Source organism: Pseudomonas brassicacearum (assembly GCF_000585995.1).
Lineage (GTDB): Bacteria > Pseudomonadota > Gammaproteobacteria > Pseudomonadales > Pseudomonadaceae > Aquipseudomonas > Aquipseudomonas brassicacearum_A.
In genome coordinates this window covers 5,127,571-5,140,190 of sequence record NZ_CP007410.1, presented here as the reverse complement: position 1 = coordinate 5,140,190, position 12,620 = coordinate 5,127,571, and the positions used below count along the sequence as shown (strand labels likewise).

The 12,620-nt window shown below is 61.4% G+C and carries 12 protein-coding genes; all 12 read left to right on the top strand.

Going from position 1 to position 12,620, the window contains the following annotated elements; all coding sequences use genetic code 11:
- Nucleotides 1-150 precede the first annotated feature (150 nt).
- Nucleotides 151-924: an ABC transporter substrate-binding protein gene (locus CD58_RS21990; RefSeq protein ID WP_025215110.1), complete on the top strand. Its 774-nt coding sequence runs from the start codon at nucleotides 151-153 to the stop codon at nucleotides 922-924.
- Nucleotides 925-1,014: 90 nt separating this feature from the next.
- Complete coding sequence (locus CD58_RS21985) at nucleotides 1,015-1,704, top strand: ABC transporter permease (protein WP_025215109.1); 690 nt, start codon at nucleotides 1,015-1,017, stop codon at nucleotides 1,702-1,704.
- Nucleotides 1,701-2,399: an ABC transporter permease gene (locus tag CD58_RS21980; protein WP_025215108.1), complete on the top strand. Its 699-nt coding sequence runs from the start codon at nucleotides 1,701-1,703 to the stop codon at nucleotides 2,397-2,399. The genes CD58_RS21985 and CD58_RS21980 overlap by 4 nt, the downstream gene beginning before the upstream one ends.
- A gap of 56 nt (nucleotides 2,400-2,455) precedes the next feature.
- Nucleotides 2,456-3,220, top strand: coding sequence for an ABC transporter ATP-binding protein (locus tag CD58_RS21975; RefSeq protein WP_025215107.1), 765 nt, complete (start codon nucleotides 2,456-2,458; stop codon nucleotides 3,218-3,220).
- A 113-nt stretch (nucleotides 3,221-3,333) separates the two neighbouring features.
- Nucleotides 3,334-4,314: a transcriptional regulator ArgR gene (gene argR, locus CD58_RS21970; protein ID WP_025215106.1), complete on the top strand. Its 981-nt coding sequence runs from the start codon at nucleotides 3,334-3,336 to the stop codon at nucleotides 4,312-4,314.
- Nucleotides 4,315-4,724: 410 nt separating this feature from the next.
- Nucleotides 4,725-5,945 carry an aspartate aminotransferase family protein gene (locus CD58_RS21965; RefSeq protein ID WP_025215105.1) on the top strand — a complete coding sequence of 407 codons (1,221 nt, stop codon included), beginning with the start codon at nucleotides 4,725-4,727 and terminating at the stop codon, nucleotides 5,943-5,945.
- A 205-nt stretch (nucleotides 5,946-6,150) separates the two neighbouring features.
- Nucleotides 6,151-7,170, top strand: a complete 1,020-nt coding sequence (aruF, locus tag CD58_RS21960; RefSeq protein ID WP_003178851.1) for an arginine/ornithine succinyltransferase subunit alpha — start codon at nucleotides 6,151-6,153, stop codon at nucleotides 7,168-7,170.
- Between the two features lie 55 nt (nucleotides 7,171-7,225).
- Complete coding sequence (gene astA / locus CD58_RS21955; RefSeq protein ID WP_018612658.1) at nucleotides 7,226-8,251, top strand: arginine N-succinyltransferase; 1,026 nt, start codon at nucleotides 7,226-7,228, stop codon at nucleotides 8,249-8,251.
- A complete protein-coding gene (gene astD / locus CD58_RS21950) occupies nucleotides 8,248-9,717 on the top strand; it encodes a succinylglutamate-semialdehyde dehydrogenase (protein WP_200868934.1) in 1,470 nt (489 codons plus the stop codon). Before astA ends, astD begins: the two co-directional genes overlap by 4 nt.
- Nucleotides 9,718-9,848: 131 nt before the next feature.
- A complete protein-coding gene (astB, locus tag CD58_RS21945; RefSeq protein ID WP_025215103.1) occupies nucleotides 9,849-11,195 on the top strand; it encodes an N-succinylarginine dihydrolase in 1,347 nt (448 codons plus the stop codon).
- A 69-nt stretch (nucleotides 11,196-11,264) separates the two neighbouring features.
- A complete protein-coding gene (locus CD58_RS21940; protein WP_003178862.1) occupies nucleotides 11,265-11,552 on the top strand; it encodes a hypothetical protein in 288 nt (95 codons plus the stop codon).
- A gap of 12 nt (nucleotides 11,553-11,564) precedes the next feature.
- Complete coding sequence (gene astE, locus CD58_RS21935; protein WP_025215102.1) at nucleotides 11,565-12,572, top strand: succinylglutamate desuccinylase; 1,008 nt, start codon at nucleotides 11,565-11,567, stop codon at nucleotides 12,570-12,572.
- Nucleotides 12,573-12,620: the final 48 nt, after the last annotated feature.

Genomic DNA, 12,620 nt, shown 5'->3' with positions numbered 1-12,620 from the left:
TCGTTAGAATGCCGATCACTCGCTCGTCGTGGCCCGCGTTGAATAAAACGTCGGCTTCCTAGGACGCAGCACCAAAGTTCGTTCCACCCATTCGCATATTGGGCTGTTGCTCACTCTGCCGTTTTTGCCCTTTACCGATGGAGTCCCAAGATGAAGAAACTTGTGCTGCTTGGCGCCCTGGCACTGTCCGTGCTGTCCCTGTCGACATTCGCCGATGAAAAGCCTGTGAAGATCGGCATCGAAGCGGCTTACCCTCCGTTTGCCTCGAAAGCCCCGGATGGCAGCATCGTCGGTTTCGACTACGACATCGGCAATGCGCTGTGCGAAGAGATGAAGGTCAAGTGCGTGTGGGTCGAGCAGGAATTCGACGGTCTGATCCCGGCACTCAAGGTGCGCAAGATCGACGCGATCCTGTCGTCCATGTCGATCACTGAAGATCGCAAGAAATCCGTTGATTTCACTAACAAGTACTACAACACCCCGGCCCGTCTGGTGATGAAGGCCGGTACCCAGGTCAGCGACGGCCTGACCGAGCTCAAGGGCAAGAACATCGGCGTGCAGCGCGGTTCGATTCACGAGCGTTTTGCCCGCGAAGTCCTGGCTCCGCTGGGTGCCGAGATCAAGCCTTACGGTTCGCAGAACGAGATTTACCTGGATGTCTCCGCCGGCCGTCTCGACGGCACCGTGGCAGACGCTACGCTGCTGGATGACGGTTTCCTGAAAACCGACGCTGGCAAAGGCTTTGCGTTCGTGGGTCCGGCTTTCACCGACGTCAAATACTTCGGCGACGGCGTAGGTATCGCGGTTCGCAAGGGCGATGCGCTGAAGGACAAGATCAACAGTGCAATCGCTGCCATTCGCGAGAACGGCAAATACAAGCAAATCCAGGACAAGTACTTCGCCTTCGACATCTACGGCAAGTAACACCGTCCCGCCACTCGTGCGAAATGGCGCAAGCAACAGGATCTCTGCGGTTTGCGCCATTTTTTCATCCCACATTCGAGGACCTGAATCATGTTGAAAGGCTACGGGGCTGTCATCCTCGATGGCGCATGGTTGACGCTTCAGCTCGCCTTGTCGTCCATGGCCCTGGCCATCGTCCTGGGGCTGATTGGTGTCGCGTTGCGCCTCTCGCCGGTGCGTTGGCTGGCGTGGCTGGGTGACCTGTATTCCACGGTCATTCGCGGCATTCCCGACCTGGTGCTGATCCTGCTGATTTTCTACGGTGGCCAGGACCTGCTCAATCGCGTGGCGCCGATGCTCGGTTATGACGATTACATCGACCTGAACCCGCTGGCGGCCGGTATCGGTACCCTGGGTTTCATCTTCGGTGCGTACCTGTCGGAAACCTTTCGCGGCGCGTTCATGGCGATCCCCAAGGGGCAGGCCGAGGCGGGCATGGCGTATGGCATGAGCGGCTTCCAGGTGTTTTTCCGGGTGTTGGTGCCGCAGATGATTCGCCTGGCGATTCCGGGCTTTACCAACAACTGGCTGGTATTGACCAAGGCCACCGCGCTGATTTCCGTGGTGGGCCTGCAAGACATGATGTTCAAGGCCAAGCAGGCGGCGGATGCCACTCGTGAGCCTTTCACCTTCTTCCTCGCAGTGGCGGCGATGTACCTGGTGATCACCAGTGTCTCGTTGCTGGCATTGCGTCACCTTGAGAAGCGCTACTCGGTAGGCGTAAGGGCGGCTGATCTATGATCTTCGACTACAACGTCATCTATGAAGCCTTGCCGCTGTACTTCGGTGGCCTGCTGACCACCTTGAAGCTGCTGGCCCTGTCGCTGTTCTTCGGTCTGCTGGCGGCGCTGCCCCTGGGGCTGATGCGCGTGTCCAAGCAGCCGTTCGTCAACATGACGGCCTGGCTCTACACCTACGTGATTCGCGGCACGCCGATGCTGGTGCAGCTGTTCCTGATCTACTACGGGTTGGCGCAGTTTGCGGTTGTGCGCGAGAGCTTCCTCTGGCCGTGGCTGTCCAGCGCTACCTTCTGTGCGTGCCTGGCGTTCGCCATCAACACCAGCGCCTACACCGCCGAAATCATCGCCGGCAGCCTGCGGGCCACGCCTAATGGTGAGATCGAAGCGGCCAAGGCCATGGGCATGTCGCGCTACAAGCTGTATCGCCGGATCCTGCTGCCGTCGGCCTTGCGTCGGGCGCTGCCGCAATACAGCAACGAAGTGATCATGATGTTGCAGACCACCAGCCTGGCATCCATCGTGACCCTGATCGACATCACCGGCGCGGCGCGTACGGTGAATGCGCAGTATTACTTGCCGTTCGAGGCCTACATCACGGCCGGCGCTTTCTACCTGTGCCTGACCTTCATCTTGGTGCGCCTGTTCAAACTGGCCGAGCGCCGCTGGCTGGGCTACCTGGCGCCGCGCAAGCACTGATAACGCATCGATCCGATCGACTGCTCAACGACTGACGTTTTGTGAGAACCGACCGCATGTACAAGCTTGAAGTCCAAGACCTGCATAAACGCTATGGCAGTCACGAAGTGCTCAAGGGCGTGTCCCTGAAAGCCGCCGCCGGTGATGTGATCAGCATCATCGGCTCCAGTGGCTCTGGCAAAAGTACTTTCCTGCGTTGCATCAACCTGCTCGAGCAACCCCATGCCGGCAAGATTCTGCTCAACAACGAAGAGCTGAAACTGGTTGCCGGCAAGGACGGCGCATTGAAGGCCGCGGACGCCAAGCAGCTGCAGCGCATGCGTTCGCGGCTGTCGATGGTGTTCCAGCATTTCAATCTGTGGTCCCACATGACCGCGCTGGAAAACATCATGGAAGCGCCGGTGCATGTGTTGGGCGTGGCCAAGGCCGAGGCGCGCGAAAAGGCCGAGTATTACCTGAACAAGGTCGGCGTGGCGCATCGCAAGGACGCCTACCCGGGCCATATGTCTGGCGGTGAACAGCAGCGGGTGGCGATTGCCCGGGCGTTGGCGGTGGAGCCAGAAGTGATGCTGTTCGACGAGCCCACTTCGGCCCTCGATCCGGAGTTGGTGGGCGATGTGCTCAAAGTGATGCAGGCCCTGGCCCTGGAAGGCCGGACCATGGTGGTGGTGACCCACGAAATGGGCTTTGCCCGCGAGGTGTCGAACCAGCTGGTGTTCCTGCACAAAGGCGTCGTCGAAGAAAGCGGCAACCCACGTGAAGTGCTGGTCAATCCGCAATCGGAGCGCCTGCAGCAATTTCTTTCGGGCAGCCTCAAGTAATCGCTCCCGTTTCGCACCTGATTTGGGTCATGCTGCGCGCGGCGCGCCAGATGGTCTAATTTGGTTGCAGCCGCTTTTGGCTTTAACACTGTTTTCGCTTCGGATTGCCCGCCATGACTGCCCATCGAATTGGTTTCCTGATTTGGCCCAGCACTAAAGCCTTGACGCTGGCGCTGGCCGAGGAGGCCTTGCGTGTTGCTCAGCGGGTGCATCCGGATGTGGTCTACGAACTGTCGTTCTTGCAGGCCGAAGCGCCGGTCGAAGGCGCCTGGCAGCTGCCGGGCGAACCCTGGGCCGGCAAGCTCGAAGGTTTCCAGAAGTTATTCCTGCTGGCCGATGAGCCACCGACCGCGCTGGCGTCGCCCCTGAGCAGCGCCCTCAAGCAACTGGTGCGTGCCGGTTGTGTGATTGGTGGCTTGTCCGCCGGTGTCTATCCCCTGGCCCAGCTGGGTTTGCTCGATGGTTACCGCGCCGCCGTGCACTGGCGCTGGCAGGACGACTTCGCCGAGCGTTTCCCCAAAGTCATCGCCACCAGCCACCTGTTCGACTGGGATCGCGATCGCCTGACCGCGTGCGGTGGCATGTCGGTGCTCGACCTGTTGCTGGCGGTGCTGGCCCGGGATCATGGCGCGGAGCTGGCCGGTGCCGTGTCGGAAGAACTGGTGGTCGAGCGCATCCGTGAAGGTGGCGAGCGTCAGCGCATCCCGTTGCAGAACCGTCTCGGCTCCAGCCATCCGAAGCTCACCCAGGCGGTGCTGCTGATGGAAGCCAACATCGAGGAGCCACTGACCACTGATGAGATCGCCCAGCATGTGTGCGTGTCTCGTCGGCAGTTGGAGCGGATCTTCAAGCAATACCTCAACCGCGTGCCAAGCCAGTACTACTTGGAGCTGCGCCTGAACAAGGCCCGGCAGATGCTGATGCAGACCAGCAAATCCATCATCCAGATCGGCCTGTCCTGCGGGTTTTCCTCGGGGCCGCATTTCTCCAGCGCCTACCGTAACTTCTTCGGCGCCACGCCGCGGGAAGATCGCAACCAGCGGCGCAGCAGCAGCCCGTTCGAATTGTCGTCGGTGCCGTCCGAGCGGGGCTAGGGCAGATAAGGCTCTTGTGGTAAGGCAACTTACCTGTGGCGAGGGAGCTTGCTCCCGCTGGGCCGCGAAGCGGACCCAAACGGTAACACCGGTGCGTCAGATTGATCGGGGGCTTTTCTGGGGGACGCTGCGCGCCCCAGCGGGAGCAAGCTCCCTCGCCACAGATAACTCCTCTCAAGTTCCAGTTGTGGCTGGCCAGGGAAATATGGATGCAGGTGCCTCAAATCCCTTGGCAACGTTTAAACTGCGCCTTTGCGACGCTATTTGTCGCATTGCCGTAAACCCGCGAAAAACGTGGGTTGGCGCTATAAGAAGTTGTCGCTTGGCGGCAAGGCCGGGCTGAAAACTGTCCTTACAATCCTTACCAAGCTCGCCAGTTCCAGGCGGGTGTTCCTCTTCAGGAGACTCCGATGTCCGTTGAGCAAGCCGCGGTACAACGCGCCGATTTCGACCAGGTGATGGTTCCCAACTATGCACCTGCTGCCTTCATCCCTGTGCGGGGTGCCGGTTCCCGCGTATGGGACCAGTCCGGTCGCGAGTTGATCGACTTCGCTGGCGGTATCGCAGTCAACGTACTGGGCCATGCCCATCCGGTGCTGGTCGCAGCCTTGACCGAACAGGCCCACAAGCTGTGGCATGTGTCCAACGTGTTCACCAACGAGCCAGCCCTGCGTCTGGCCCATAAGCTGGTCAACGCAACCTTTGCCGAACGTGCGTTCTTCTGCAACTCCGGCGCTGAAGCCAACGAGGCCGCCTTCAAGCTGGCCCGTCGTGTCGCGTTCGATCGTTTCGGCAGCGAAAAATACGAAATCATCGCCGCGCTCAACAGTTTCCACGGCCGCACCCTGTTCACCGTCAACGTCGGCGGGCAGTCGAAGTACTCCGACGGTTTCGGTCCTAAAATTACCGGCATCACCCACGTTCCTTACAACGACCTGGCTGCTTTGAAAGCGGCTATTTCGGACAAGACCTGTGCCGTGGTGCTGGAACCGATCCAGGGCGAGGGCGGCGTGCTGCCGGCTGAACTGGCCTACCTGCAAGGCGCCCGCGACCTGTGCGATGCCCACGACGCGCTGCTGGTGTTCGATGAAGTGCAGACCGGTATGGGCCGCAGCGGCCACCTGTTCGCCTACATGCATTACGGCGTGGTCCCGGACATCCTCACCAGCGCCAAGAGCCTGGGCGGTGGTTTCCCGATCGCGGCGATGCTCACCACCGAAGCGCTGGCCAAGCATCTGGTCGTCGGTACCCACGGCACCACCTACGGCGGCAACCCGCTGGCTTGCGCGGTGGCCGAAGCGGTGATCGATGTGGTCAATACCCCTGAAGTGCTCGCCGGCGTCAAGGCCAAGCACGACAAGTTCAAGGCTCGCCTGGAGCAGATCGGCGAGAAGTACGGCCTGTTCACCCAGGTGCGCGGCTTGGGGCTGCTGATCGGCTGCGTGCTGAACGACGCCTGGAAAGGCAAGGCCAAGGACATTTTCAACGCCGCCGAACAGGAAGGCCTGATGATTCTGCAAGCCGGCCCGGACGTGATTCGCTTCGCCCCGAGCCTGGTGGTGGAAGACGCCGACATCGATGCCGGCCTGGACCGCTTCGAGCGGGCGGCGGCGAAGCTGACGCAAGCCTGATTCCTTAAGGCCGGACAGGATCCAAATGTGGGAGCGGGCTTGCCCGCGAAGGCGATCGATCAGTCAACATCTCCGTTGAAAGTGATGGCCTCTTCGCGAGCAAGCCCGCTCCCACACTCGAACGGATGCGGTAGTCGGTCCGGTATTTTTTTTCATGTATCGACCCAATGGTCGAACCGTTTATTTCAAGTTAAGGAGTGACACCATGCTGGTGATGCGCCCCGCGCAAATGGCTGATCTGGGCGAGGTACAGCGTCTGGCTGCGGACAGTCCGATCGGTGTCACTTCCTTGCCGGATGACGTGGAACGCCTGAGCGACAAGATCGCCGCTAGCGAAGCCTCGTTTGCCGCCGAAGTCAGCTTCAATGGCGAAGAAAGCTATTTCTTTGTCCTTGAAGACACTGCGACCGGCAAGCTGGCGGGCTGTTCGGCGATTGTCGCTTCGGCTGGATATTCCGAACCCTTCTACAGTTTTCGCAACGAGACTTTTGTTCACGCCTCCCGTGAGCTGAAGATCCACAACAAGATCCACGTGCTTTCCCAGTGCCACGACCTGACCGGCAACAGCCTGCTGACCAGTTTCTACGTGGTGCCGGAGCTGGTGGGGTCGCCGTGGTCGGAACTCAATTCCCGTGGGCGCCTGTTGTTCGTCGCCAGCCATCCGGAGCGGTTTGCCGATTCGGTGGTGACCGAGATCGTCGGCTACAGCGATGAAAATGGCGATTCACCGTTCTGGGACGCCATCGGTCGCAACTTCTTCGACCTCAACTACGCCGCCGCCGAGCGCTTGTGCGGGCTGAAAAGCCGTACCTTCCTCGCCGAACTGATGCCCCATTACCCGATCTACGTGCCGCTATTGCCGGACGCCGCCCAGGAAGCCATGGGCCAGGTCCATCCGCGCGCGCAGATCACCTTCGACATCCTGATGCGCGAAGGTTTCGAGACCGATCACTACATCGACATCTTTGACGGTGGCCCGACTCTGCATGCCCGTGTCTCGGGGATCCGTTCGATTGCCCAGAGCCGCGTGGTGCCGGTGAAGATCGGCGAACCGGTCAAGGGCGCCGGCCGGCAATACCTGGTGGCCAATGCGCAATTGCAGGATTACCGCGCCGTGCTGCTCGAGCTCGATTACGCGCCGGGCAAGCCTGTGACGTTGGACATGGAAGCGGCCGAGGCCTTGGGCGTTGGCGAAGGTGCCAGCGTGCGCCTGGTGGCGGTTTAACGCCTTACAGCTGAGTTTCGCGGGTGGCCGAGAGCGACCCGTTTGAGGAGATAGCATGATCGTTCGTCCCGTACGCAGCAGCGACTTACCCGCTCTGATCGCCTTGGCCCGCAGCACCGGCACCGGCCTGACCACCTTGCCGGCCAACGAAGAGCGCCTGGCCCATCGGGTCGGTTGGGCCGAGAAGACCTTTCGCGGCGAAGCCGGGCGCGGTGATGCGGACTACCTGTTCGTGCTCGAAGACGATGACGGTCGCGTAGTGGGCATTTCCGCCATCGCCGGCGCCGTGGGGCTGCGTGAGCCCTGGTACAACTTCCGGGTCGGCCTGACGGTCAGTGCCTCCCAGGAATTGAACATCTACCGGGAAATCCCGACCCTGTTTTTAGCCAACGACCTGACTGGCAATTCCGAACTGTGTTCACTGTTCCTCCACGCCGACTTCCGCAGTGGCCTCAACGGTCGCATGCTGGCCAAGGCGCGGCTGTTGTTCATTGCCGAGTTCCCGCAGTTGTTTGGCAACAAGATCATCGCCGAGATGCGCGGCATGTCCGACGACAACGGACGTTCGCCGTTCTGGGAAAGCCTGGGCCGGCATTTCTTCAAAATGGAGTTCAGCCAGGCCGATTACCTGACCGGCGTGGGCAACAAAGCATTCATCGCCGAATTGATGCCCAAGTTCCCGCTGTACACCTGTTTCTTGTCCGAAGATGCCCGGGCCGTGATCGGCCAGGTGCACCCTGATACGGAACCGGCTCTGTCAATGCTCAAGAGCGAAGGTTTCAGCTACCAGGGTTACGTCGACATCTTCGACGCCGGCCCGGCGGTGGAGTGCGAAACCGGCAAGATCCGTGCGATCCGCGACAGCCAGGCGCTGGTCCTGGCCATTGGTACGCCGGGCGACGACGCTACGCCATTCCTCATTCATAACCGCAAGCGCGAAGACTGCCGCATCACGGCTGCACCGGCACGTTTTGCCGCGGGCACCCTGGTGGTCGATCCGCTGACCGCCAAACGTCTTCAACTCAACGCTGGCGATCAGGTGCGTGCCGTCGCGTTGTCTGCTGCTCGGGAGTCGAAATAATGAAGTCGCTGTACATCGCAGGCAGTTGGCTGGAAGGCCAGGGCGACCTCTTTGAGTCGTTGAATCCGGTGACCCAGCAGGTGCTGTGGGCCGGCAAGGGCGCTACGGCGGCGCAAGTGGAGTCGGCGGTGCAGGCCGCCCGCCAGGCGTTCCCGGACTGGGCCCGGCGTTCGCTGGACGAGCGCATCCAAGTGCTGGAAGCCTTTGCCGCGGCCCTGAAGAATCACGCTGACGAACTGGCCCATTGCATCGGTGAGGAAACCGGCAAGCCGTTGTGGGAAGCGGCCACCGAAGTCACCAGCATGATCAACAAAGTGGCTATTTCGGTGCAGAGCTACCGTGAGCGGACCGGCGAAAAGAGCGGCCCCCTGGGTGACGCCACCGCCGTGCTACGCCACAAGCCTCATGGTGTGGTGGCGGTGTTCGGTCCTTACAACTTCCCTGGCCACTTGCCCAACGGTCACATCGTCCCGGCCCTGCTGGCCGGCAACAGTGTGCTGTTCAAGCCAAGTGAACTCACGCCAAAAGTCGCCGAGCTGACGGTCAAGTGCTGGGTCGAGGCCGGTTTGCCGGCCGGCGTGTTGAACCTGCTGCAAGGCGCGCGGGAGACCGGTATCGCCCTGGCGGCCAACCCGGGCATCGACGGGCTGTTCTTCACCGGCTCCAGCCGCACCGGCAATCTGTTGCATCAGCAGTTTTCCGGTCGTCCGGACAAGATCCTGGCGCTGGAAATGGGCGGTAACAACCCGCTGGTGGTGGATGAGGTGGCGGACGTCGACGCGGCGGTCTACACCATCATCCAGTCTGCGTTCATTTCTGCTGGCCAACGCTGCACCTGCGCGCGTCGTCTGTTGGTGCCGCAAGGCCCGTGGGGCGATGCCTTGCTGGCGCGCCTGGTGGCGGTCAGCTCGACGATTGAAGTGGGCGCCTTTGACCAGCAGCCAGCGCCGTTCATGGGCTCGGTGATTTCCCTGGGCGCGGCGAAGGCGCTGATGGATGCGCAAAACCATTTGCTCGGCCTCGGCGCCGTGGCGCTGCTGGCCATGACCCAACCCCAGGTCCAGGCGGCGTTGCTGACGCCGGGTATCCTGGATGTGACAGCGGTGACCGAGCGGCCTGACGAAGAGTTGTTCGGACCGTTGTTGCAGGTGATTCGCTACACGGACTTCCCTGCAGCCATCGCCGAGGCCAACAACACCCAATACGGTCTGGCGGCCGGACTGCTGTCCGATTCCCAGGAGCATTACCAACAGTTCTGGCTGCAGAGCCGCGCCGGTATCGTCAACTGGAACAAACAGCTGACGGGTGCTGCCAGCAGCGCACCGTTCGGCGGTGTCGGCGCCTCGGGCAACCATCGCGCCAGTGCTTATTACGCGGCTGATTACTGCGCGTACCCGGTGGCTTCCCTGGAGACCCCGAGCCTTGTCATGCCGGCTGCCCTGACCCCCGGCGTGCGAATGGTGTGAACCCCGATCGCCAGCAAGCTCGCTCCCACAGGGCCTTTTGCAATCCATGTGGGAGCGAGCTTGCTCGCGATAGCCGCGCCGCGGTTGTTATTTGATGCCTATAAAAAACAGATTCTCGTGGAGCCTCGCTGATGAAATCCTATGAAGTCAACTTTGACGGTCTAGTGGGGCCGACCCATAACTACGGCGGGCTCTCGTACGGCAACGTCGCGTCCCAGAGCAACAGCCAGCAGTCCTCCAACCCCAAGGAAGCGGCGTTGCAGGGCCTGGCGAAAATGAAAGCGCTGATGGACATGGGTTTCCAGCAAGGTGTGCTGGCGCCACAGGAGCGCCCGGACGTGGCGGCCCTGCGCCGGTTGGGCTTTGCTGGCAGCGATGCCCAGGTCATTGAGCGGGCTGCGAAAGAAGCGATGCCGCTGTTGGTCGCCAGTTGCTCGGCCTCCAGCATGTGGGTGGCCAACGCCGCCACTGTCAGCCCGAGTGCCGACACCGCCGACGGTCGCGTGCATTTCACCGCCGCCAACCTGAACTGCAAATACCACCGCAGCATCGAACACCCGACCACCAGTCGCGTGTTGGGGGCGATGTTTGCCGATCAGCAGCACTTCGCCCACCACGCCGCGTTGCCGGCAGTGGCGCAGTTCGGCGACGAGGGGGCGGCCAACCACACCCGTTTCTGCCGCGCCTACGGCGAAGCTGGCGTGGAGTTTTTCGTGTACGGGCGCAGTGCCTTCGACAGCCGTTACCCGGCACCGCAGAAGTACCCGGCGCGCCAGACACTGGAAGCCTCCCAGGCCGTTGCCCGCTTGCATGGGCTGAGGGAGGAGGGCGTGGTGTACGCGCAGCAGAATCCGTCGGTGATCGATCAGGGCGTATTCCACAACGACGTGATCGCGGTGGGCAATGGCGAAGTGTTGTTCTATCACGAGGATGCGTTTCTCGAGACCGACAAGATGTTGGCCGAATTGAGCAGCAAACTCGCCAAAGTCGGTGGGAAATTTCAGTCGGTGTGTGTGCCGCGTTCGGCGGTGACGGTGGATGATGCGGTACGTTCCTACCTGTTCAATAGCCAGCTGCTGTCGCGCCCCGACGGCTCGATGCTGTTGATCGTGCCGGAAGAATGCCGCAGCAACGAGCGCGTCTGGCAATACCTGCAAGGCCTGACGGGCGCGGGCGGGGTGATTCGCGAAGTGAAGGTCTTTGACCTCAAGCAAAGCATGCAGAACGGTGGCGGCCCGGCGTGCCTGAGGTTGCGCGTGGCCCTCAATGAAACCGAACTGGCGGCGGTCAATCCAGGGGTTATCATGACCGCGCCGTTGTACGATTCACTGACCCAATGGGTCGAGCGGCACTACCGCGACCGCATGACCGAAAACGATCTGGCGGACCCGCAATTGCTGCTCGAATGCCGTGGGGCACTGGATGAACTGACACAAATCCTTAAACTTGGCGCGGTTTATCCTTTCCAGATCAATTGAAAGCGCGCGCGACCTGACTACAGTCAAAGCAGGGCGCGTTGCCTTTATCTCCAGACGAGAACGTAAAACATGAGCGATACCCTGCAACTGATCCTTGAAGACACCGACGGTACCCAACTGGAAACCTCCTGCACCCGCGTCGCGGTGATGTGGCAAGGCAAGGAGTTGTGGATCCAGCAGGACGGCCGCGGTCAGTTGCTGATCGGCGTGGACGTCGAGGAAGGGGACGAGGAATACGCCAACCTGTTGTTGCGTCCATTGGCGACCAACCTGGTCAGCCTGCAACTGGAAATGGAACCGGCGGACGTCGGCGACGATGACCATGTCCATGGCCCGGATTGCGGCCACGACCATTAAGGAAACCGCGCTATGCTCGCCCTCGGCAAACTGCTTGAACTGACCCTCGCCGGCCGTGAACCGGCGGAGAAGACTCAACTGACTGTCGAAGGCGTACGGATGCGCTGGTTGAGCGAGGGCGCGCTGGAGGTCAAGCCGCCCGAGGCTCGGGATAATGGCCTGGACCTGCTGCTCTCGGCCGGTATCCACGGCAACGAAACCGCCCCCATCGAATTGCTCGACCGTTTGCTGCATGACATCGCCCGGGGAAACTTGAAACCTCGGGCACGCATTCTGTTTCTGTTCGGCAACCCCGAGGCCATCCGGCGCGGTGAGCGCTTCGTCGAACAGGACGTCAACCGGCTGTTCAATGGCCGCCATGAACTGAGCGGTGGCGCCGAGGCGCTGCGGGCGTGTGAGCTGGAACGGCTGGCCGCCAGTTTTTTCAGTCGGCCCGAACGCAGTCGCTTGCATTACGACCTGCACACCGCCATCCGCGGCTCGAAGATCGAGCAGTTCGCCTTGTACCCGTGGAAAGAAGGTCGCCAGCATTCACGCCGGGAACTGGCGCGCCTGCGTGCGGCGGGCATGGAGGCGGTGTTGCTGCAAAACAAGCCGTCCATCGTGTTCAGCGCCTACACCTACGACCAACTCGGTGCCGAGTCCTTCACCCTCGAACTGGGCAAGGCCCGGCCGTTCGGGGAGAACGACGGCGTCAACGTCGGCCCTCTGGAAACCCGTCTTCACCAGATCATCGAAGGCAACGAACCTGAGCTGGACGAAGGGTTGGATGGCCTGCAGCTGTTCAGCGTGGCGCGGGAAATCATCAAGCACAGCGACAGCTTCCGCCTGAACCTGCCGGCGGACGTCGAGAACTTCTCGGAGTTGGGCAAAGGCTATGTCCTGGCCGAGGACATCGCCCAGACCCGCTGGGTCATCGAAGAAGAGGGCGCGCGGATCATCTTCCCGAACCCCAAGGTCAAGAATGGCTTGCGGGCGGGGATTCTGATCGTGCCGGCGACGGATGAAAACCTGGCCTGAAGCTCACACCGAACCATTGTGGGAGCGAGCTTGCTCGCGATAGCGGTG

Coding starts and splice junctions, on each gene's coding strand:
- CD58_RS21965 (WP_025215105.1), top strand. CDS start 4,725: ATGTCCGTTGAGCAAGCCGCGGTACAACGCGCCGATTTCGACCAGGTG.
- CD58_RS21990 (WP_025215110.1), top strand. CDS start 151: ATGAAGAAACTTGTGCTGCTTGGCGCCCTGGCACTGTCCGTGCTGTCC.
- CD58_RS21975 (WP_025215107.1), top strand. CDS start 2,456: ATGTACAAGCTTGAAGTCCAAGACCTGCATAAACGCTATGGCAGTCAC.
- CD58_RS21980 (WP_025215108.1), top strand. CDS start 1,701: ATGATCTTCGACTACAACGTCATCTATGAAGCCTTGCCGCTGTACTTC.
- CD58_RS21940 (WP_003178862.1), top strand. CDS start 11,265: ATGAGCGATACCCTGCAACTGATCCTTGAAGACACCGACGGTACCCAA.
- astB (WP_025215103.1), top strand. CDS start 9,849: ATGAAATCCTATGAAGTCAACTTTGACGGTCTAGTGGGGCCGACCCAT.
- argR (WP_025215106.1), top strand. CDS start 3,334: ATGACTGCCCATCGAATTGGTTTCCTGATTTGGCCCAGCACTAAAGCC.
- aruF (WP_003178851.1), top strand. CDS start 6,151: ATGCTGGTGATGCGCCCCGCGCAAATGGCTGATCTGGGCGAGGTACAG.
- astA (WP_018612658.1), top strand. CDS start 7,226: ATGATCGTTCGTCCCGTACGCAGCAGCGACTTACCCGCTCTGATCGCC.
- astE (WP_025215102.1), top strand. CDS start 11,565: ATGCTCGCCCTCGGCAAACTGCTTGAACTGACCCTCGCCGGCCGTGAA.
- CD58_RS21985 (WP_025215109.1), top strand. CDS start 1,015: ATGTTGAAAGGCTACGGGGCTGTCATCCTCGATGGCGCATGGTTGACG.